Here is a 20,423-nt window from a genome sequence, read left to right on the forward strand (position 1 = left end):
GTTGCCGCCGTGTGTCCTGCCCGCCCCCCGGACGCTCCCCGCCGGCCGCGAGCCGCTACGACACCGCGCCGTCCCGGGCTACGACACCCGCGCCGCCCCGAGCAGGGTGTCCCAGTCGGCCAGCTTGACCACGCCGCGCCCCAGCCGCGCCCCCAGCTCGGCCTCGGCCCGCTCGATCGCCAGCCAGCCGTCCCAGGGCACGGGTTCGACGCCCGCCGCCCGGAGGGCCGCGACCGGGTCCTCCGGCACGTCCGCGCGGGCGAGCGCGGGCGCGTCCGCGAGCAGGGAGGTCACCGTCTCCTTGGCGCAGGGCCGGTTGGTGCCGATGACCCCCGTCGGGCCGCGCTTGATCCACCCGGCGACGTACTCGCCGGGGGAGGGCGCACCGTCGCGCAGGACACGGCCCTCCTGGTGCGGGATGGTGCCGCTCGCCGGGTCGAACGGCAGCCCCTCCAGCGGCACTCCGCGATAGCCCACCGAGCGCAGCACCAACTGCGCGGGCACGTCCTCGTACCGGCCCGTGCCGGTCACGCCGCCCGTACCGTCCGGTGCCGTCCGTTCGAAGCGCACCGCACCCACCCGGCCGCTCTCCGCCAGCAGTTCCACCGGGCGCAGGAAGAACCGCAGCCGGATCCGCCGGGCCGCGGCAGCCGTCGCGGGCCGCGCCGCCCACTCGCGCAGCACCTCCACATTGCGGCGCGGCCCGGCCGGCAGCGCGCCCGGATCGGCCGGATCGAGCGCCAGCTCGGCCTCGTCCACGATCACGTCGGTGCCGGGCAGGGCGCCCAGCTCGCGCAGCTCCTTGGTGGTGAAACGGGCCTGGGCGGGGCCGCGCCGGCCCACCATCTGCACCTCGGTCAGCCCGCTCGCCGCCAGCACGTCCAGCGCGGCCTGCGGGATGTCCGTGGGCCGCAGCTCCGCCGCGCCCCGGACCAGCATCCGGGTGACGTCCACCGCGACATTGCCCACCCCGATGACCACCGCCGACCGCACCCCGCGCAGGAAGCCCGCGTCGGCCGCGTCCGGATGGGCGCTGTACCAGGACACGAACTCGGTCGCGGACCAGCTGCCCGGCAGCTCCTCGCCGGGGATGCCGAGCCGGCGGTCGGTGGCGGCGCCCACGCAGTAGACCACCGCGTGGTAGAGCCCGCGCAGGCGCTCCGCCGGCAGGCCGCCGGGGCCGCCCACCCGGACCCCGCCGAGGAACCGCACCCGCTCGTGCTCCAGCACCGTACGCAGGCTGCCCTGCAGGGACTTGATCTTCTCGTGGTCCGGCGCGACACCGTAGCGGACCAGGCCGTACGGGCACGGCAGCCGGTCCAGGACGTCCACGCGGACCCCGGGATCACGCTGAACCAGGTTCTGGGCGGTGTAGCACCCACTCGGCCCGGAACCGATGACGGCGACACGCAGCACAGCGGTACTCCTCGCCCCAAGGAGGGTGTGCGGACGGCTCCAGCATGGCACTCCGGGACGCCCGGCGGCAGGGGCCGGTGGGGTGACCCGAGGGGTGTCCGCCGGTGTCCGTCGGTGCGGGCTGTGATCATTTCAATACGTTGCGTGTGTGCTGGAAGCATCCTTTCTCAATCTTCCTGACCGGAACGCGGGGGACGGTGCGGTCTCCGTGCGGCCCGCGTGGGAGGTGCGGGAGCACGGCGGCGCCACGTCCTGGTTCCACGTCCGGCTGGCCTTCCCCGACGGGGCCGGGGTCGACGCCCTCGCCGTGGTGCACGCGGGACGCCTCTCCATCGAGGACGTCAAGGCCCAGCCGCCCCTGTCCCTCGCCGATCTGACGGCGCTCGCCGACTGGCTCGAGGGGCCGCTGTCCGAGGCGTGCGGAGTGGAGGCGAGCGGCGTCGGTGGCGAGGAGCCGGGCGAGGGGTGCGAGCGCGACAACACCGGTACGGGCGCCCGGTGCGCGGCGGCCGGCGGACCCGAACCGGATTCCGGCCACCCGGGCCCGCGCCGCGCGAGGCAGGCCTGGCCGCGTGGGACGGAGGGCCGTCGACTCGTCGCGCAGAAGTACCGGACCGCCCAGGACGAGGGCACCGACCCGGTGCTCGCCGTGATGAACGCGACCGGACGCGGCCGCCGGCGCGCCCTGCGGCTGATCGCCCAGGCCCGGGACGCGGGCCTCCTGACCCCCCGTCACGCCCGCCGCTGACCCGTCAGGAACCGCCCGGACGCTCCTCCGTGGCGAAGAACCGGGACAGATCCCCGTGGTCCGGCCCGGGTTCCGGCTCGCTCTCCGGGGGCACGCCCATCTCCCAGTCCAGCCCGTACCGCTGGAACAGCTCGGCCCGCAGCACCGGTACCGGCATCGGCACCCCCGGCACCAGAGCCGAGTACACCGCGCCCATCAACAGGGACCGCAGCATCGGGTAGTCGGCGGAGACGTTCTGCGCGCCGTACCGGGCGACGGTGTCGCTCAGCAGCTCCGCGAGCCGGCGCTGTTCCGGGCACTGCACGAAGCCCTCGGCCTGGAGCAGGCCCGCCATGTGCTGGCGCATCAGTACGGGCCGGTCCCGGGCCAGGCCCAGGATCGCGTCGATGGCCCGGGCCAGCCGCTCCCGCCCGTCCCCGGTGCGCGGCTCGCGCTCCAGCGCCTCCTCCAGCGTGCGGTGCATCAGCCGGTGCACGGCGGACTGCACCAACTGGCGCTTGCCGGGGAAGTAGTACGACACCAGTCCGCGCGCCGAACCGGCCCGGTCCGCGATGTCGCCGAGCGTGGTGGCCTCGAACCCGCGTTCACCGACCAGCTCCACGGCGGCCTGGAGCAGCCGTTCCCGGGAACGCCGCCGCAATTCTTCATTGACCGAGGCGCTGCGCGGGGACATCCTGTAACTCCTGCGTTGACTGGCTGCCAGCCAACTATACTCAACGCATCGGGGCACCCCCATGCCGGGGGCCCGCCCGGAACAGCCGTCCGTCTGGGGCGACGCGGGGGAGCGTCCCGGACGGACGGCACCGGACCATCCGGGCCTCAGCCCACCAGGTCCAGCACCGGCAGCAGCGCGTCGGGGCGTCGCTCCACCGGCAGATGGTCCACGAAGTGCACCCGGCAGCCGAGGGCGGTGGCGCCGCCGTCCGCCGTGCGGCTGTCGCCGACCATCAGCACCTGCCGCGGATCCGTGCCGAGTGCCTCGCAGGCGACCGAGAACAGCCGGGGGTCGGGCTTGTGCACACCGTGCTCGTACGACAGGACGTACGCGTCCACATAGGCGTCGAAGCCGTGCTCGCGGAAGACCGGGCGCAGGTCCCAGCCGATGTTGCTGACCACGGCGATACCGATCCCGCGGTCGCGCAGGGCGCGCAGCACCTTCTCGGCGTCGGGGTACGGCGTCCAGGCGTCGGGGGACATGTGCCGGTCGTACAGGGCGTCGTACAGACCGGGGTCCGGGAGCGGCACCCGGCGGGCCAGGCCCGTGTAGGCGGCCCGGTGCAGCTCCGCGCTCCGGTCCCGTACCGCCCGCAGGTCCGCCAGGTCCGCCGGCAGGTCCAACGGGTCCGCGCCGCCGGGGAGTGCGCCGGCCGCCTCCAGCTCGCGGGCGGCACGGACCAGTTCGGGTCCGGGGAGGAGGTGGCCGGTCTCGGCCAGTACCGTGCGGAGCCAGGACTCGGTGGACTCGACGCGGAACAGCGTCCCGGAGAAGTCGAACAGCACGGCAGCCATGCGCGGGACTCTACCCGCGCCGGCGCGGCGGCAGCCGGGTCCGGCCGCGTGGCCGCTCGTACACCAGCACCGCCACCGCCACCAGCAGCGCCCCGGACAGCCAGCCGCCCAGCACGTCCGAGGGCCAGTGGACACCCAGCCACACCCGGGTCACGCCGACGCCCACCACGGAGACGAGCGCCGCCGCCACCGCCGTACGCCACAGGGCGCGGCCCGGGCCGGAGCGGTGCAGCAGCCACAGCAGCAGGCCGCAGACGACGGTGGCGGTCATCGCGTGACCGGACGGGAAGGCCGCGTAGTGTGCGGAGTCGACGGGGTCCCGCCAGACCGGGCGGGGGCGGCCCACGACGGCCTTCACCGACTGCTGCACGCCCGTGGCCACCGCGCAGGTGACCGCCAGCCACAGCGCCGTCCACCAGGCCGAGCGCCGCCGGATGAGCCACAGCGCCGCCGCCGCGCACAGCAGACGCATGGTGACCGGGTCCCACACCCAGTCGGTGAGCACCCGGAAGACGTGCGTCACCTCCCGGTCGCGGACCGCCCAGCGGTGTGTGGTGTCGGAGACGGCGCCGTCCAGGGCGGTCAGGGGGTGCCAGCGCAGGGCCACGAGGACCAGCAGCACCAGGAAGCCGGCGCCGAGGGCGGCGGCCACTCGGGCGGCCGTGCGGGGCACCGCCGGCGGTTCGGGTGACGGGGGAGCGGCGGGGTGATGGCGCATGCGGCGATCTTTGTGGAAGGGACGGGCCGGGGCCAAGCAGCCACCGGCGGGCGGGGTCAGCCCAGCGCGCGCAGCCCGGGCACCAGGGCCACCAGGACCGGGACGACGGGCACCAGCGCGGCGGTCGCCGTCAGACGCAGCCGGCGCAGCGCCGGAAGCCGGTCCGGCGCCGTCAGCAGCCGTTGCACGCGCTGCGGCACATGCGCCTGCGGAGTCGGACAGGGCCCGAACACGCCCCGCTCCTCGTTGAGTTCGACCAGGGCCAGGGCCGTGGTCAGCCGGCCGAAGCGCCGGGACGCCATGTCGTCGGCGGCCAGCTCCACCAGCCGGTGCATCTCGTCGCGGAACGCCGCGAACACCGGGACCTGCGGGAAGCCGCCCGCCAGCGCGGCCGAACAGTGCAGCAGCCAGTCGTGCCGGGCCTGCGCGTGCCCCTGCTCGTGCGCGAGGAGCGCGTCCAGCTGACGGCCCTTCAGGCGGCGCAGCGCGGCCGTGGTGATGACCAGCCGAGGCGCCGTGCCGGGCAGCCACCAGGCGTCGGGCCGGTCGCCCTCCAGCACCACCAGCCGCCCGCCCGCCGGCTCCTCGCCCGGCAACAGCGGTGCCCGCACCAGGAGTTCGTCGCGTCTCCCGCGCCGCCCCGCCCGGGCCCGTACGACCTCTCGGACCAGCATCGCCAGGTTCCACAGGCCGCCGCACGCGAGCAGTACGGCGGTGGGCGCCGCCCAGGAACCGGCCGCGCCGAGGGCGTACGCGTCCACGACCGAGGTCGGCGCGCTGGCGAACACATGCCCGCGCACCGCCTGCCAGGCCGCCGCCGCGCTCAGTGTCATCGACAGGGCGCAGCACAACAGGACGGCCGCCACGACACACTGCCACACCCAGAGGGCGACGACCGGCTCGCGGTCCGGCCAGTCGGCCCGGGCGAGCAGCCGCGGGGCGACGACGGCGGTCAGGGCGCCGAGCAGCAGCAGGGTCACGGGGACCATCATGGTCAGCACCCTATGAGCGCGAAGCCGCTCAGCGGTACGGTCCACGGGGCCGAAGTGACGCAGGCAACGCGAGCCTTCCGGGGCCGGCGGTCACATCGTCAGCAGCATCGCCACCATCCCGATCCCCATCGACAGCCGGCACGCCCGGGCCAGCTCGGGACGGTCGCCCCAGCGGGTCGGGCCGGTCCCGGCCGCCGCGGTGCCGGCCGGCACCAGACGGGCGCCGGAGAGCAGCACGTACCCCGTGAAGTACAGCAGCAGCGCGCCGGTCAGCAACGGCACGCCGGCGCCGCCGTGCGCCGGGTGGGCGGCGGGCGGGGACGCGGCCATCGCCACCGCCATGTAGACCATGGCGGCGCTGCCCACCAGGTGGTGCAGATGGTGCGGGCCGCCGCGCGCGGACCACAGCGCACGCAGGGCCGCCGCGCCGAACACGGCCGCGTACACCGGCCACGCCCATCTCGGGGGCGTGAACACCGCCGCCGGAACGGCCATCGTGGCCATGCCGAACCCCATCAGCGCCTCGCCGCCCGCGGCCCGGCGCTGCTCCTCGACGGCGCTGCGCATCCGCAGCAGGCAGTAGGCGCCGGTCAGCGCGCACAGCGCCACCAGCAGCCAGGCTGTCGACACCGGTCCGTGCACGCGCACCTCCACGCTCGACGGTCGGTCGAGGGATGCGATGCCCACGCCCGGCGGAGCGCACGCGAGCGCACGGGCGTACACGGGGAGCATGCGGGGGAGCGCGGCGGGTGACGACCCCCTCGCCCTCGCCGCCGCAAAATATTTCACGAGTAAAACACATGTTAAATTGATGATATGAGCAGTGCGACCCCCCACCGTCTGCCCCTGGCCGGAGTACTCCGCCTGGGGCGTCCCTCCGACATCTGGTTCAAACCCGCGCTGAGCGTGGTCGCCGCGGTCGCCCCGCCCAACCTCACCCTGCTCGCGCTCGGCCGCCTCGACCTCGCGATGTACACGATGGCCGGATCGCTGTGCGCCCTCTACGGCCACAACCGGCCCTACGCCGCCCGTGCCCGCGCCCTGGCCTGGGTCGTCCTCGGCATGATCGGCGGGCTCGCCGTCGCCCTGCTCGCCGCGGCGCTCACCACGAACGCCGTCGTCCTCGTCACCGTCGGCGCCGTCCTCGCGGCGGTCCAGAAGACCGTCTGCGACGCCACCCGGATCGGACCGCCCGGCAACGTGGTCCTCACCTTCATCAGCTCCGCCTCGCTCTTCGCCCCGCAGACGCTGGGCGGGCTCCCCGGCCACCTCGGGCTGGCCCTCGCCGCCGGCGCCTGGGCCTGGCTGGTCGGCATGGCGCCCGGGCTGCTCCGCCCGCACGGCCCCGAGCGACGCGCCACCGCCCAGGCCCTGAACGCCGCCGCCGCGTACGCCGACACACGCGGCACCGCCGACGGCCACGCCCGGGCCCGGGCCGCGAGCGCCGTCGCGATCCACGCCGCCTGGCAGTCACTGCTCGCCGCCGGCGCCCGCCCCGACCGCACCCGGCGCGCCCTCGAACAGCTCCTGGTCCGCGCCGAGGTCGCCCTCGCCGCACCCGCCGACGCCGACCCCGCACGGCTGCGCGCCTGGGCCCGCGACCTGCGCGGCACCGGCCGGATCCCGCGCGTCGAGCCGCCGCGCGGGGACGCCGACGAACTGCTCGGCGTGGCCGCCGCCCAGGCCCTCCCGGTCCGGCACCGCCTCGCCCTCCTCGCCCCGCTCGCCGTACGCACCGCGCTCGGCTGCGCCCTCGCCGGATACGCGGCCCTCGCGCTCGGCGTCGGCCGCCCCTACTGGGCGCTGGTCACCGCCGCCTCCCTCTACCAGGCCAACGTCACCCTCACCTGGAGCCGGGGCGTGCAGCGGGTCGTCGGCAACCTCGTCGGCGTCCTCCTCTTCGCCGCCCTCGCCCCGCTCGCCCATCTGCACCCGGCCGCCCTGGTGCTGTGCTCGCTCGCCCTCAACTTCGGCGCCGAGGCGCTCATCGGCCGCAACTACTGGCTGGGCAGCGTCTGTGTCACCCCGATGGCCCTGCTCATCACCGAGTTCGCCCGCGCCCAGAACCCGGCCGAGCTGATCACCGACCGGATCGTGGACACCCTCCTCGGCGCCCTGGTCGGCTTCGTCACCGCCGTCGCCGTCACCAACCGGCGCGCCGGCGACCGCCTGGAGCACGCGCTGACCGCCGCCGAGCGGGCCCGGGAGAACGCCGCCCGCCTGCTCGCCGAGCCGCACCCGTCCCCCCAGGCCCTGGAGTCCGCCCGCCGCGGCCTCGCCGCCGCCCTCGTCGACCTGCGCGCCACGGCCGACGCCGCCTCCGGCGAGTGGTGGCAGCGCGCCCTGCCCGAGGAGCGGGTCGTGCTCACCGAGCAGGCCGGACACCGTACGCTCGCGGCGACGGTACGACGCCAGGGGCTCGTACCGCCGGACCGGGACACGGACCAGGGCCCGGCGCACGACAGCGACCGGGACCCGGGCAGAACGACGGAGGACATACGGCCATGACGGCGACGAACGGCGGACCGACGCCCGGAAGCGACACGGCCGGTGCCCGGCCGGGGCCCGGCACCGACCCCGCGCGCGGCGACACCGTCTCCGCCGTCGTCCGCCAGTGGCGGGCCGTCCACCCCGAGCTGGACACCGGGCCCATGGAGGTCATCGGCCGCATCAACCGCTGCGCGGCCCTGCTCCAGCAGGCCGAGGACGCCCCGCTGCGCCGGGCCGGGCTGAGCCGCGCCGAGTTCGACCTGCTCGGCGCGCTGCGCCGCACCGGCCACGAGCTGACCCCGGGCGAGCTGGCCCGCGAGACGTTCTCCTCCGGGGCCGCCGTCACCAAGCGGGTCAAACAGCTGACCGAGCGCGGCCTGGTCGAACGGCGCGGCGACACCCGTGACCGCCGCGTCGCCCACCTCCGCCTCACCGACGCCGGCCGCGACCTGGTCGACGGGATCCTCCCCGAGCAACTCGCCTACGAGACGGCCGTGCTGTCCGTCCTCGACCGGGAGGGCCAGGGCGAACTGGCGGGTCTGCTCGCCGAGTTGCTCAGCCGCCTGGAAGGCCTGACGGGCGCGCTGCGGGCTTAGGGGCGGGCGCTACAGCACGTCGTGCACCGTACGGCGGTACGTCGAGCGGCGGTCCTCGATGTCCTGCCACCGGTCGCCGTACACATTGCGGGTGATGGGAGGCTCGCGCAGGAAGTCGTGCGGGAACCCGAGCGGGACCGCGCTCACCTCGTCCAGGCGCGCCACCGCGTCGGCGTCGAGCCGTACCCCGGTGGCGGCCAGGTTGTCCGCGAGCTGCTCGGGCTTCGTCGCCGAGACGATCGGTACGACGTTCCCGGGCCGCCCCAGCAGCCAGGCCAGGGCCACCTGGGCCGGACTCCAGCCGCCCGACTCGGCGATGTCCAGGACGGCGCTGACGACGTCCTCCTCCCACGCCTCCGGCCGCACACCGACCGTGTCCAGCCGGCCCGGCTCCCCGCGCCGGTACTTCCCGGTGAGCCTGCCCGCGGCCAGCGGCGCCCAGGCGAACACGGCGAGGTCGAAGGCCCGGGCCTGCGGCAGGAGTTCGCGCTCCGGGGTGCGCTCCAGCAGGCTGTAGCGCAGCTGCGAACCCGCGAAACACGTCCAACCCCGCAGCTCGGCGAGGGTGTTGGCCTGGGCGATCTCCCACGCCGGCCAGTCCGACACGCCCACATAGAGCACCTTGCCGGAGCGCACGACGTCGTCCAGGGCGCGCATCACCTCCTCGACCGGGGTGAAGTTGTCGCGGGCGTGCACCCACAGCACGTCGAGCCGGTCCGTGCCGAGCCGCCGCAGGCTCTCCTCGACCGACCGCACCAGGTTCCGGCGGTGGTTGCCCGCGGAGTTGGGGTCGCCGTCGCGGGTGCCGCAGGTGTACTTGCTCGCCAGCACGAACCGGTCGCGGCGCCCGACGAGCAGCTCGCCGAGGATCCGCTCGGAGTTGCCCGAGGCGTAGTTGTTCGCGGTGTCGACGAAGTTGCCGCCCGCGTCGGCGTAGGTGTCGAGGATCCGGGCGCTGGTGTCCTTGCCGGCACCCCAGCCCGCTTCCTCACCGATGGTCATCGCGCCGAGCGCCAGCTCGCTGACGCGCAGACCGGTCCGTCCGAACAGCGTGTACCGCACGTGTGCTTCCCTTCGAGCAGATGGTGCGTACGACGCTAGGAGCTGGAGCGCCCTCCAAGGCAAGCCGCTCCTCAGCCCGCCTCGCCCGCCCGCCGCACCGCGCACGCGGCTCCCCGCGGATCCCGCAGCACCGCGACGCTCGGGCCGTCCGGCACCGACGCGGGAGCGATGACGACGGCACCGCCCGCCCGTGCCGCGACCTCGGCCGCGGCGCCGCGGGCCCGGCCGGTGTCCCGGGTCGCCGGTTCCACCCAGCCGAGCGCGCCGGGGCGCGTCGCACAGCCCGGCGCCCGGCACGGTCCCGCCGGCCGGCCCACCTGCCGGGCAGAACCCCGGCCATCCCGGACCTCTGGCCCGGCCGGCCCGCACGGGCGTACCCTCGGCGCCGTACCGCATCGCACGGCGGCCTTCCCGATCCCTTCCGAGACCGGAGGTCACCCATGCCCGAGGTGCGCCCCTTCCGCCGCGACGACCGGGACCAGCTGACCGACCTCGTGAACGCCCATGTGGCCGCCGTCGTGCCCGGCGTCTTCGTCTCCGTCAACACCGTGCTCAGCGCGCTGGAGCGGGAGCCCGACGAGTTCGTGACCGACCCGTGGGTGGGCGAGCGGGTCACCCTCGTCGCCGAGGACCGCGGGCAGCTCCTGGCGGCCGCCCATCTGAAGCGGTACCGCGCCGACGACGAGGTCGGCCCGTGCTACCGGGACGCCGGCGACATCGACTGGTTCCTCTGGCACCCGCCCGCCTCCTTCCGGCCGGACACCGAGCAGGCCGCCGACCTGCTGATGGGCGCCTGCCTGGCCCGGCTGGCCCGCTGGCGGGTCCGGGTCCGGCGCGCCTCCGGAGACCTTCCCGCCCCCGTCGTCTACGGCCTGCCCCGCCCCTGGCCGCATGTCCGGGCCGTCTACGAACGCGCCGGTTTCCGGCACACCGGGGTCACGGAGGTGATCCTCCTCGCCCGCGTGGCCGACCTGCCGGGTCCCGAGCCGCGCCCCGGCGTCACGGTCGAGCGGACGGTGGGGGAGAGCGGCACCCGCTTCACCGCGCGCACGGACGCGGGCACCGTCGGCTTCGTCGAGACCGACACCTCCCTGGTCCGCCCCGAACGCCACGCGCGCGGTGCCGGCCTGGCCGACATCGGCAACCTGCACGTCGAACCCGCGCACCGGGAGCGGGGCTGGGAGCGCTGGTTGCTGGGCCACGCCGCCGACTGGCTGCGGCTGTGCGGGACGGACCGTGTGCTGGCCTTCGAACGCGCCGAGGACGAGGCCGCCCTCGGGCGCCTGCTCGACGCCGGCTTCCACGAACTGACCCGCACGGACCGCGGCTGGGAACACCGGCCCCGCTGACCGCGCCCGCCGACTGGGCCGACGCCTGCGCACGGCACCACCCCGGCCGACCTGCCCGCGAGGCGCCCGCTCCCCTTTCGCCGCGGCCGAGTCGGCCCGACCGGCCCCTTTCGACATGGTCCTGCTGGGGACTGCCGGCGGAGTGTTGGGTGTGGTCCGGTGCCGGGGGGCCTGGCGGGGTTTTGGGTGTGTCCGCTCCCGGGAGTCCTGGCGGGCTCTTGAGTGTGTCCGCTCCCGGGAGTCCCGGCGGACTCTCGGATGTGGTCCGCCCCCCGGAGTCCCGGCGCGACTCATCCGTGTGGTCCCGCCCCGGAAGCCCCGGCCCAGTCTCGGGTGTGGCCGTGTCCGGGATGCCCCGGCCCAGTCTCGGGTGTGGCCGTGTCCGGGATGCCCCGGCCCACTCTTGGGTGTGGCCCTGTCCGGGACGCCCCGGCCCGCTCTTCGGTCCGGTCCTGCCCCGCAGCCCCCGACCCGCCTCCGGACGACCCGACTCCGGACGACCCGACTCCGGACGGCCCGACTCCGGACGGCCCGACTCCGGACGGCCCGCCTCCGTACGCCTCGCCGAGTGGGGCGGCGCCGTCCGAGCCGGACCTCCGGGGCCGGGCCGGCTCCCTACACGCCCGGCCGGTACCGCAGCGGATGGTCCGCCGGGACCTCCACCAGCACGATGGGGGTGCCGTCCGGGTCGGCGACCCACATCTCGACCAGGCCCCACGGCTCCCGCACCGGCGGCCGTACGATCTCCACGCCCCGCGCCCGCAGTTCCTCGCACGCGGCCGACACGTCCGCCACCTGCACCCACAGCCGCACCGCGGGCGAGGGAGGGTCCTCGGAGCGCCCGGACAGCTCCAGGAAACCGCCGCCGAGGAAGTAGACCGTGCCACGCTCGGGACCGGTACCGAACTCCCGGTAGACGGACAGCCCGAGCTGCTCGCCGTAGAAGGCGCGGGAGCGTTCGGGGTCGGTGGGCCGGAGCAGGATCCGGCTGCTGAGTACATGCACCATGCAGGCGGAGCCTAGCGGCAGGGTTACCCTCGTCCGTGGCTCAGCCACGCCCGAGATCGGAGACCCAGCCATGGACACCCCCGCCACCGGACCGACCTTCCGCGACGCCACCGACGCGGACGTCGACGCCCTCGTCGCCCTGGTCGAGTCGGCGTACCGGGGAGACAGCAGCCGGGCCGGATGGACCACCGAGGCGGACATCCTGGAGGGGCAGCGGACCGACCCCCAGGGCGTGCTGGAAGTGATCAAGGGCTCCGAGAGCCGGCTGCTCACCGTCGAGCAGGACGGCCGTATCGTCGCCTGCTGTCAGCTGGAACACCGCGGCGACCACGCCTACTTCGGCATGTTCGCGGTCAGCCCCACGCTCCAGGGCACCGGCCTCGGCAAGATCGTCATGGCGGAGGCCGAGCGCCAGGCCCGGGAGACCTGGGGAGTCACCGAGATGCGGATGACGGTGATCTCCGTACGGGAGGACCTGATCGCCTGGTACGAGCGCCGCGGCTACCGCCGTACGGGAAAGACGCAGCCCTTCCCGTACGGCGACGAGCGCTTCGGCATCCCGCTCCGCCCCGATCTGCGGTTCGAGCTGCTGGTCAAGCCGCTGGTGTGACGTTCAGGCGGGCGTCCGGGCGCGCGCCCGGGGCGCCGTGTCACGCGGTGAAGCGGCCCGTGCGTTTGATCTCCGGGTAGTCGGTCGTCGCCCCGTCCAGCTCCAGGGCGCGCACCAGCCGCAGATGGTCCTGCGTGTTGACCACCCAGCCGATGATCCGCAGCCCGGACGCGCGCGCGTGCTCGACGACCTCCAGGGTGAGCCGGCGGATGTTGAGACACACGGTCGCGGCACCCACGGCGACGGCGCGGTCCACCACGTCGGTGCCGTACCGGCTCGCGATCAGCGCGGTGCGCACCCCCGGCACCAGCCGCCGGATCTCGGCGACGGCCTCGTCGTGGAACGAGGACACCTCCACTCGTGCGGTCAGGTCGCGGGCGTGCATCACCTCGGCCAGCGCCCGGGCCGCGGCCACGTCCTTGATCTCGGCCTGCAAGGGCGTCTGCACCGCGTCCAGCACCTCCTCGAAGACCGGCACCCGCTCCCCGCGGCCCGCGTCCAGGGCGCGCAGCTCGGCGAGGGTCTTGTCGGCGATCGGCCCGGAGCCGTCGGTCGTACGGTCGACCTCTGCGTCGTGCATGACGACCAGGGCGCCGTCCTTGCTCAGGTGGAGATCGAGTTCGATCAGGTCGAGGCCGGCCCGCTGCGCGGCGACGAAGGAACGGAGGGTGTTCTCGGGCTCGACGCCCATGACACCGCGGTGACCGATGGTAAGGAAGTTCAAGGTTCGACTCGCTTCCGTCGACGGCGGCTCGGCGACGCGCGGACCGACGCCCCCGTACCGGACCTCGTCGTCCACGCGGCAAGGCCGCAGCCTAGTGGCCGGGCCGTCCGTTGAACCCGCGGCTGCGTGGGGCATTCGGGGTGCGGGGCGGGCGCCAGTTGGCCGGTACCCGCCTGCGCCGTCACTCTCCCGTGGGCGAGTCCCCCCTCCCTTGACCGACCCGGCGGCTGCCCGTGGAAGGCCGGCGCCGTCGAGTGGAAGTGAGCGTCGTCACGGTGGACGGCAGGAAAAACATCGGTGACCAAGGTGATGGACAGAAAAATTTCCGGACCATGCTCTTGCTGAGAGAAACCGGGTATGCATACGGTGTCCATACGCGAGGTTCTCCCGTGGAGGATGGGACATGACGGAAATTCTTGTGCAGGCGGGTGCGGAGGGACAGGTTCCTTCGCTGACCAGGGTGGTTGAGCACCCGGCTTGGCCTGTGCTCAAGAATGCCGTGGAGCAGATCCGGCCATGGCAGTCGAAGGACGGATCGATCGACTTCGACGCCGAGGGCGCCCCCGAGCGGGCCGACGCCGTGGCGGCCGTCGAGCGCGTCGTGGACGCGGTCGAGCAGCTCTCCCCGCTCCTCCCGCACGACGGCGCCTACCACGAGGCGCTCGTGAAGGACCTGCGCCGCTGGGCCGAGGGCGGCTTCCAGGTGCCGGACTTCCTGGACTCCCTGCTGGCCTTCCAGCCCGCCGCCAACCGCGCGGACGGCCTGCAGCACCTGGTCGTCTTCCCGATGTACACGCAGAACGGCAACCCGGACCGCAACCTGGAGGCGGTCGTGCTGCGCATGGTCTGGCCGGAGTGGCTGGCCGAGCTGGAGCGCACCCGCTACGACAACCCGCTGTTCTGCGGCATCACCTTCGAGGACTTCACCTCGGGCTACGACACCAACTCCGCGGTGCTCTTCCCGGAGACGATCGCCGTCCGCGAGGCGCCGGAACGTTTCTCCTGGGGTGGCATCTTCTGTGACCGCGAGGCCGCCCGCTTCCGCCGCGTGACCGAGGCCGCGGTGGAGATCCTGGGCCTGGAGCTGCCCGAGGACATCGCCGCGATGGTCCACGACCAGAAGCGCTGCGAGGAGGCCTTCGTCCTGTGGGACATGGTCCACGACCGCACCCACAGCCACGGCGACCTGCCGTTCGACCCGTTCATGATCAAGCAGCGCCAGCCGTTCTGGATGTACGGCCTGGAGGAGCTGCGCTGTGACCTCACCGCCTTCAAGGAGGCCGTGAAGCTCCAGGCGGACGGCGTCCCGCAGGCCCGTGACGTGCAGTACGCGGTGCTCTTCGACCGGATGTTCCGCTTCCCGGTCACCGGTGACCGCAACCGCAACTACGACGGCCTCGGCGGCCAGCTGCTCTTCGCCTACCTGCACAAGCACGACGTCGTCCGCTGGACCGACAACAAGCTCTCCATCGACTGGGAGCGCGCCCCGCAGGTCACCAACCAGCTGTGCGCCGAGATCGAGAAGCTCTACAAGGACGGCATCGACCGCCCGAAGCTGGTGCACTGGTTCGCCGGCTACGAGCTGGTCTCCACCTACCTCGCCCCGCACCCCGGCTCCAAGTGGGCCAAGGGGCCGGACGCCCTCGACCTGACCCAGCCCCCGCGCAAGCTCGTGGACGACGTGCTTCCGGACGAGTTTCCGCTGAGCATGTTCTATGAGGCGCTGTCCAAGAAGCTGAAGAACGTGATCGCCTCCACGAAGGGCATCACGGCGGACGCCGCCGAGCGGATCGCCGCGTGAGCGACCGCGTCCACAACACTGTTCAAGAGGGGAAGAACGTGGCGAACAACGGGTCTCTCAGTGGTGCGGTGATCGCGGTGGCCGGCGCGGGCGGACCCGCCGGGCACGCGACCCTGGTCCGGCTCGCCGAGGCGGGCGCGGTCGTGGTCGGCGCCGACAACAACCCGGAGCGCCTCGCCGAGTCCGTCGACGCGGCCCGCTACGCCCGCGGCGGCGCCGTCGTCACCGGCGAGACCGTCGACCTGCTCGACCTGCGCTCGGCCCGTGACTGGGCCGCGCGCATCGAGAAGGAGCACGGCCGGATCGACGGCCTGGTCCACCTCGTGGGCGGCTGGCGCGGCAGCGCGACCTTCGCCGAGACCGACCTGGCCGACTGGGACCTGCTGGAGAAGCTGCTCGTCCGCACCGTCCAGCACACCTCGCTCGCCTTCTTCGACGCCCTGCAGCGCAGCGACCGCGGCCGGTACGTGCTCATCAGCGCCGCCGGCGCGTCGAAGCCTACGGCGGGCAACGCGGCGTACTCCGCGGCCAAGGCCGCGGCCGAGGCGTGGACGCTCGCCATGGCGGACGGCTTCCGCAAGGCGGGGGGCGAGCAGGGCCCGCACTCGGCGGCTGCCATCCTGGTGGTGAAGGCGCTGGTGCACGACGCGATGCGCGCCGAACGCCCCAACGCGAAGTTCGCGGGCTTCACGGACGTCAAGGACCTGGCCGAGGCCATCGAGGGCGTCTGGAGCAAGCCCGCCGCAGAAGTGAACGGAAACCGTCTGTGGCTGACCGAGAAGCCGTGAACCCTCCCAAGACCGACGCGCGTCGCCATCACGACCCGCAGGTCCGCGGTTTCGCCAGTGACAACTACGCCGGAGCCCACCCCGAGGTGCTGGCCGCCCTGGCCCTGGCCAACGGCGGCCATCAGGTGGCGTACGGCGAGGACGACTACACCGAGAACCTCCAGGGGATCATCCGCAGCCACTTCGGTGCGACGGCGGAGGCCTTCCCGGTCTTCAACGGCACCGGCGCGAACGTCGTCGCGCTCCAGGCGGTCACCGACCGCTGGGGCGCGGTGATCTGCGCCGAGAGCGCGCACATCAACGTGGACGAGGGCGGCGCCCCCGAGCGCATGGGCGGCCTCAAGCTGCTCACCGTGCCCACGGCCGACGGCAAGCTCACGCCCGAGCTGATCGACAAGCAGGCCTGGGGCTGGGAGGACGAGCACCGCGCGATGCCGCAGGTCGTGTCGATCACCCAGTCCACCGAGCTGGGCACTCTCTACACGCCCGAGGAGATCCGCGCGATCTGCGAGCACGCCCACGCGCACGGCATGAAGGTGCACCTGGACGGCTCCCGGATAGCGAACGCCGCCGCCTCGCTGAACGTGCCCATGCGGACGTTCACCAACGCGGTCGGTGTCGACATCCTCTCCCTGGGCGGGACGAAGAACGGCGCGCTGTTCGGCGAGGCCGTCGTCGTGATCAACCAGGACGCGGTGCGGAAGATGAAGCACCTGCGGAAGACGTCGATGCAGCTGGCCTCCAAGATGCGCTTCGTCTCCGTGCAGCTGGAGGCCCTCCTCGCCAAGGACCTGTGGCTGCGCAACGCCCGCCACGCCAACGAGATGGCCCAGCGGCTCGCCGAGGGCGTCCGCGCGGTCCACGGTGTGGAGATCCTCTACCCGGTGCAGGCCAACGGCGTCTTCGCCAAGCTGCCGCACGACGTGAGCGAGCGCCTGCAGAAGCGGTTCCGGTTCTACTTCTGGGACGAGGCCGCCGGCGTGGTGCGCTGGATGTGCTCCTTCGACACCACGGAGGAGGACGTCGACCTGTTCGTGGCGGCACTCAAGGAGGAAATGGCCCGCTGAACCGCGGCCACACCCCAAGCTCTGCATAGTTATGCGGTTACCTGAAAAGTCATTGACGCTCGGGTGGCCGCATTCCTATGCTCTGCGGGCATGCAGCTGATCCAGAACACCGCCGACCTGTCTGCCTATCTCGCCGCCGACGAGGCCATCGACCACCACCATCCGGTGGTCCGGGAGACCGCCGCCCGCCTGGCCGCCGAGGCCTCGGACTCGTATGAATATGCACGGGCCGCCTTCGAGTTCGTCCGGGACGCGATCCCGCACTCACAGGACTCCGGCGACCTCCGCGTCACCTGGCGCGCCTCCGACGTCCTGGCCCTGCGCACCGGCGTATGCCACGCCAAGTCCCATGCCCTCGCCGCGCTGCTGCGGGCCGAGGACATCCCGACCGCGCTGTGCTACCAGCGCCTCACCGACGACGAGGGCGGCCACGCCGTCCACGGCCTGGTCGCCGTCCGCTTCCACGGGGCGTGGCACCGGCAGGACCCGCGCGGCAACAAACCGGGCGTCGACGCGCGGTTCTCCCTGGACGGCGAGCGGCTCGCCTGGGTCCCCGACCCCGCGGCCGGCGAGCTCGACCATCCGCTCCTGTACGCCGCACCGCACCCGGTCGTCCTCGCCGCCCTGCGCGCGGCCCACGACCGGCCGCACCTGTGGAAGACGCTCCCCAACTCCCTTTGACCGCCTGCCGATTGACGCATCGCCCTCAAGTAGGAGGATCCTTCTCCTCCTTGAGGCGGATGCCGAGGCCCGTACCGCCCTGTGAGGCTGGGTCCCGATCACAGGCGGCATCACGGTGCAGCCGGTCAACGGGGGATTCACAAGGGGGAAATCAGCATTTTCCGGGGCGCGTCGACCTTCCGCGTCCCCATTCCTTTCGCGTCCTTTCCGCGACCTGACATCCAGGACGTGGATGTATCACGCTGCGCCGACCGTGGAGAGATCCGGGTCCGTACCCGGCCGTGCCGCCTGCTCAATTCACGGGGAGAACAGTTGAATCGAAGAATCGCACGAGTGTCACTCGGCCTGAGCACGTCCGCCGCGCTGGCCGTCGCGGGCACGCTGGCCGTCTCGGCGCCCGCCCAGGCGACGTACTACAGCGGGGGCATGCCCACACGGTCGTTCAGCGTCAAGACCGTCGGCATCAACAGCGAGTGGGTGAAGTACTTCGACACCGCCCGCGGCAACTGGAACAACGCCGGTGTCGGGGCGAGCATCAAGCGCAAGTCCAGCGCCAAGCCCAGCTTCACCGCCGGCAACTACAACCAGAGCTGGTACGGCCTGTACGCGCCCTCCGGAACGCGGGCGCACCGGTCCTTCCAGATCAAGGTCAACGCCCGCACCCTGTGGCGGGACACCGGGAACATCCCCAAGTACGACAAGTGGGTGCGCAGCACCAGCACCCACGAACTGGGGCACGCGCTCAGCCTCGCCGACAACCCGAACACGAGCAAGGTCTCGCTGATGAAGCACAGCCGCGACCGCTCGAGGGTGCAGACGCCGCAGCCGTACGACAAGTCCGAGGTGAAGAGGATCTACCGATGAACGTGAGACGGAACATTCTCATCACCGGGTCGGCGGTGCTCGCCGCGTTCGCCGCCGTCGGCTGCTCCGCGGACGGCACCTCCACGAAGGGGGCCGGGTCCGGGGCGGCTTCGGACACCGTCACCTACCACGCGGACTACCCGGCGTACTCCTCGCTGGACGACGTCATCAAGCAGTCCGACGCCGTCGTCGAGGGCACCGTGGTCAGCAGCCGGGTGCAGCAGGTGCTGCCCGACGCGCCCGCCGGCGACGACCCCGCCACCAACCCGCAGGCCGGCCTGTCGCCCGCCGAGGCCAAGGAGGCCAAGAAGGAGGCGGAGGCCAACCCGGTCGTCGTCACCGTCTCCAAGGTGAAGGTCACCCGGACCCTCTCCGGGAAGGTCTCCGTCGGCGACACCATCGAGGTCAGCCAGCTCGGCGGCACCTACAAGGGTGTGGCGTACCAGGAGACGGACACCACCCTGCTCGCCAAGGGCGCGAAGAAGTACGTGCTGATGCTCGCCGCCCACGGCAAGAGCCCGTACGACCTGCTCAACCCGGAGCAGGCGCTCTACACGGTGAAGTCGGACGGCACGGTCAAGGCCGTGTCGGTCGGCGGCTTCGCCGACGCGGGCAAGGTCGACCAGCTGGCCGCCAAGGCCGGCCGGATCGCCAGGAACGCGCGCTGAGCACACCGCACGCACCACACCGGCCGGTGCGCCACGGGATCGTCCGTGGCGCACCGGCGCCGTCTCACCGGCCCCGCGGTGCGAGCCGGAGCGCCTTGCGCACGTCCGGACTCAGGGCCACCCGGTTGTCCTGAGCGGCGACCGCCGCGCCGCCCTCGACCTCGTACCAGCCCTGCGTGGTGTTCACCAGGACGTAGCGTCCGCCGTCGCCCTTGTCGAGCAGGAACACGTACTCCTTCCCGGCGCTGAGGCCGGCGGTCTCCGGCCCGGTACCGGGGGTCGTGTACGACACCTCGATGGAATCCCCCGGTGTCCCGCCCTTGGCGGTCGCCACGACCTGTGCCGTGGCCACCGTCGTGCTGACGTCGTCGACCATCTCCTCATGGCCTTCGCCGAGCCGCGCCCGCACGATCACGTCCGCCGCTCCTTCCAGCTCGGCCGTGCCGGCGAAGTAGGGCTCGTCGGCGAGGGTACCGCCGCCCGTGGCCTCGCCCGGTCCGGCCGAACCGCTCCTCGAACCCGCCTGGTGGCCGCCCGGCCCGGCCGGCTCGCCCTGGAGGCTGAGGAAGGTGACGCCGGCGAGGACGGCGGCGGCTCCGCAGGCGACGGCGGCCATCAGCAAACCCCGGCGGGGCGACCGGCGAGCGGCGGCGGGAGGAGTGACGCCGCCGGGGCCGACCAGCGCGGAGAGTTCGTCGGCGGCGCGTGCCGACAGGGTCCCGTCCGCCGTGCCAGGGACCGGGTTGGCGTTCATGATCAGAGACTTGACACGCATCACACTGGCTCCTGGGACAGATCGTAGACGGCACGGAACGCTTTGCGTGCTCGGTGCAGCCGGACCCATACCGCGGACGCGCTGCACCCGAGGACCGCCCCGGCCTCCGCCGCGCTCAGCCCGTCCCAGTAACTCAGCAGCAGCACCTCGCGGTGCGCGGCGGGAAGCAGGTCGAGGGCGTCGAGAACGGCGTTGTCCCGGTCCGACGCGGGAGCGCCGCCCATCGTCTCGGCGACGGCGCGGTGTATCTCCGTCAGGCGGGCCATGGAGCGGTGGTGGTTGCTCAGCAGGTTGCGCGCGGTGACGAACAGCCACCCGGTTCCCACGTCCTGGCCGGCCGTCATGCGCTCCCACGCGGTGCGGAAGACCTCGGCGGTCAGTTCCTCCGCCGCTCCCCGGTCGCCCGACCGCCGGTGCACATAAGCGCACACCCGCGGGTGCTCACGGGCGTACAACGCCGTGAAGCGCGCGGCCAGCTCACCGTCGCTCCGGGTCTTCAGGGTCTGCACACCTCTTACATGTCTGAGACCCGGTGCATCCTTACCGATCCGTTCAGG

23 protein-coding genes are annotated in these 20,423 nt (G+C 73.3%); 11 read left to right on the top strand and 12 right to left on the bottom strand.

From position 1 onward, the window contains the following. Positions 1-78: 78 nt before the first annotated feature. On the bottom strand, positions 79-1,416 hold the full coding sequence (locus ACZ4U1_RS18835; protein WP_467904487.1) for an FAD-dependent oxidoreductase: 1,338 nt from the start codon (positions 1,414-1,416) through the stop codon (positions 79-81). Positions 1,417-1,564: 148 nt separating this feature from the next. On the opposite strand from ACZ4U1_RS18835, the gene ACZ4U1_RS18840 reads away from it, so the two are divergent. Beyond that, a complete protein-coding gene (locus tag ACZ4U1_RS18840) occupies positions 1,565-2,164 on the top strand; it encodes a DUF6214 family protein (protein ID WP_467904488.1) in 600 nt (199 codons plus the stop codon). Positions 2,165-2,168: 4 nt separating this feature from the next. Here the strand turns inward: ACZ4U1_RS18840 and ACZ4U1_RS18845 are convergent, their stop codons facing one another. From ACZ4U1_RS18845 to ACZ4U1_RS18865, 5 genes are all read right to left on the bottom strand, one after another. Beyond that, the gene (locus tag ACZ4U1_RS18845) at positions 2,169-2,837 is read right to left on the bottom strand and encodes a TetR/AcrR family transcriptional regulator (RefSeq protein ID WP_467904489.1); all 669 of its coding nucleotides are present in this window, start codon (positions 2,835-2,837) and stop codon (positions 2,169-2,171) included. A 146-nt stretch (positions 2,838-2,983) separates the two neighbouring features. Then, entirely contained in the window at positions 2,984-3,673 is a 690-nt protein-coding gene (locus ACZ4U1_RS18850; RefSeq protein WP_467904490.1) for an HAD family hydrolase, read from the bottom strand. 10 nt (positions 3,674-3,683) lie between these two features. Further along, on the bottom strand, positions 3,684-4,391 hold the full coding sequence (locus tag ACZ4U1_RS18855) for a phosphatase PAP2 family protein (protein WP_467904491.1): 708 nt from the start codon (positions 4,389-4,391) through the stop codon (positions 3,684-3,686). Between the two features lie 56 nt (positions 4,392-4,447). Next, positions 4,448-5,383, bottom strand: coding sequence for a M56 family metallopeptidase (locus ACZ4U1_RS18860; RefSeq protein ID WP_467904493.1), 936 nt, complete (start codon positions 5,381-5,383; stop codon positions 4,448-4,450). Between the two features lie 90 nt (positions 5,384-5,473). After that, complete coding sequence (locus tag ACZ4U1_RS18865; protein ID WP_467904742.1) at positions 5,474-6,025, bottom strand: DUF5134 domain-containing protein; 552 nt, start codon at positions 6,023-6,025, stop codon at positions 5,474-5,476. A gap of 174 nt (positions 6,026-6,199) precedes the next feature. Here ACZ4U1_RS18865 and ACZ4U1_RS18870 point away from each other — a divergent pair, with 174 nt between their 5' ends. After that, entirely contained in the window at positions 6,200-7,891 is a 1,692-nt protein-coding gene (locus tag ACZ4U1_RS18870; protein WP_467904495.1) for an FUSC family protein, read from the top strand. Next, a complete protein-coding gene (locus ACZ4U1_RS18875; RefSeq protein WP_467904496.1) occupies positions 7,888-8,469 on the top strand; it encodes a MarR family winged helix-turn-helix transcriptional regulator in 582 nt (193 codons plus the stop codon). Before ACZ4U1_RS18870 ends, ACZ4U1_RS18875 begins: the two co-directional genes overlap by 4 nt. A 9-nt stretch (positions 8,470-8,478) precedes the next feature. Here the strand turns inward: ACZ4U1_RS18875 and ACZ4U1_RS18880 are convergent, their stop codons facing one another. Both ACZ4U1_RS18880 and ACZ4U1_RS18885 read right to left on the bottom strand, forming a co-directional pair. Then, positions 8,479-9,531 carry an aldo/keto reductase gene (locus tag ACZ4U1_RS18880; RefSeq protein ID WP_467904497.1) on the bottom strand — a complete coding sequence of 351 codons (1,053 nt, stop codon included), beginning with the start codon at positions 9,529-9,531 and terminating at the stop codon, positions 8,479-8,481. Between the two features lie 71 nt (positions 9,532-9,602). Continuing rightward, a complete protein-coding gene (locus ACZ4U1_RS18885) occupies positions 9,603-9,782 on the bottom strand; it encodes a hypothetical protein (protein ID WP_467904499.1) in 180 nt (59 codons plus the stop codon). Between the two features lie 189 nt (positions 9,783-9,971). On the opposite strand from ACZ4U1_RS18885, the gene ACZ4U1_RS18890 reads away from it, so the two are divergent. After that, entirely contained in the window at positions 9,972-10,880 is a 909-nt protein-coding gene (locus ACZ4U1_RS18890) for an N-acetyltransferase (protein WP_467904500.1), read from the top strand. 615 nt (positions 10,881-11,495) lie between these two features. On the opposite strand, the gene ACZ4U1_RS18895 is transcribed toward ACZ4U1_RS18890, so the two are convergent. Further along, positions 11,496-11,888 carry a VOC family protein gene (locus tag ACZ4U1_RS18895; protein ID WP_467904502.1) on the bottom strand — a complete coding sequence of 131 codons (393 nt, stop codon included), beginning with the start codon at positions 11,886-11,888 and terminating at the stop codon, positions 11,496-11,498. A 70-nt stretch (positions 11,889-11,958) separates the two neighbouring features. Here ACZ4U1_RS18895 and ACZ4U1_RS18900 point away from each other — a divergent pair, with 70 nt between their 5' ends. Beyond that, positions 11,959-12,498 carry a GNAT family N-acetyltransferase gene (locus tag ACZ4U1_RS18900; RefSeq protein ID WP_467904504.1) on the top strand — a complete coding sequence of 180 codons (540 nt, stop codon included), beginning with the start codon at positions 11,959-11,961 and terminating at the stop codon, positions 12,496-12,498. A gap of 40 nt (positions 12,499-12,538) precedes the next feature. On the opposite strand, the gene ACZ4U1_RS18905 is transcribed toward ACZ4U1_RS18900, so the two are convergent. Further along, entirely contained in the window at positions 12,539-13,222 is a 684-nt protein-coding gene (locus ACZ4U1_RS18905; RefSeq protein WP_467904506.1) for a glycerophosphodiester phosphodiesterase, read from the bottom strand. A gap of 403 nt (positions 13,223-13,625) precedes the next feature. Here ACZ4U1_RS18905 and ACZ4U1_RS18910 point away from each other — a divergent pair, with 403 nt between their 5' ends. The 6 genes from ACZ4U1_RS18910 (at position 13,626) to ACZ4U1_RS18935 (ending at position 19,091) form a co-directional block, all read left to right on the top strand. Then, entirely contained in the window at positions 13,626-15,023 is a 1,398-nt protein-coding gene (locus ACZ4U1_RS18910; protein WP_467904508.1) for a DUF6421 family protein, read from the top strand. Next, the gene (locus tag ACZ4U1_RS18915) at positions 15,020-15,811 is read left to right on the top strand and encodes an SDR family NAD(P)-dependent oxidoreductase (RefSeq protein ID WP_467904510.1); all 792 of its coding nucleotides are present in this window, start codon (positions 15,020-15,022) and stop codon (positions 15,809-15,811) included. The genes ACZ4U1_RS18910 and ACZ4U1_RS18915 overlap by 4 nt, the downstream gene beginning before the upstream one ends. Further along, positions 15,808-16,878 (top strand): threonine aldolase family protein, encoded by a 1,071-nt coding sequence (locus ACZ4U1_RS18920; RefSeq protein ID WP_467904512.1) that lies wholly within the window; start codon positions 15,808-15,810, stop codon positions 16,876-16,878. Before ACZ4U1_RS18915 ends, ACZ4U1_RS18920 begins: the two co-directional genes overlap by 4 nt. A gap of 90 nt (positions 16,879-16,968) precedes the next feature. Further along, the gene (locus ACZ4U1_RS18925) at positions 16,969-17,559 is read left to right on the top strand and encodes a transglutaminase-like domain-containing protein (protein ID WP_467904514.1); all 591 of its coding nucleotides are present in this window, start codon (positions 16,969-16,971) and stop codon (positions 17,557-17,559) included. 333 nt (positions 17,560-17,892) lie between these two features. Next, positions 17,893-18,423 carry a zinc metalloprotease gene (locus ACZ4U1_RS18930; protein WP_467904516.1) on the top strand — a complete coding sequence of 177 codons (531 nt, stop codon included), beginning with the start codon at positions 17,893-17,895 and terminating at the stop codon, positions 18,421-18,423. Then, a complete protein-coding gene (locus ACZ4U1_RS18935) occupies positions 18,420-19,091 on the top strand; it encodes a hypothetical protein (RefSeq protein WP_467904518.1) in 672 nt (223 codons plus the stop codon). The genes ACZ4U1_RS18930 and ACZ4U1_RS18935 overlap by 4 nt, the downstream gene beginning before the upstream one ends. A gap of 64 nt (positions 19,092-19,155) precedes the next feature. Here ACZ4U1_RS18935 and ACZ4U1_RS18940 read toward each other — a convergent pair whose 3' ends face one another. Beyond that, positions 19,156-19,866 carry a hypothetical protein gene (locus ACZ4U1_RS18940; protein ID WP_467904520.1) on the bottom strand — a complete coding sequence of 237 codons (711 nt, stop codon included), beginning with the start codon at positions 19,864-19,866 and terminating at the stop codon, positions 19,156-19,158. Then, positions 19,866-20,375: an RNA polymerase sigma factor gene (locus ACZ4U1_RS18945; protein WP_467904522.1), complete on the bottom strand. Its 510-nt coding sequence runs from the start codon at positions 20,373-20,375 to the stop codon at positions 19,866-19,868. Before ACZ4U1_RS18945 ends, ACZ4U1_RS18940 begins: the two co-directional genes overlap by 1 nt. Positions 20,376-20,423: the final 48 nt, after the last annotated feature.

The sequence above is a fragment of the Streptomyces sp. NPDC028928 genome (assembly GCF_055564915.1).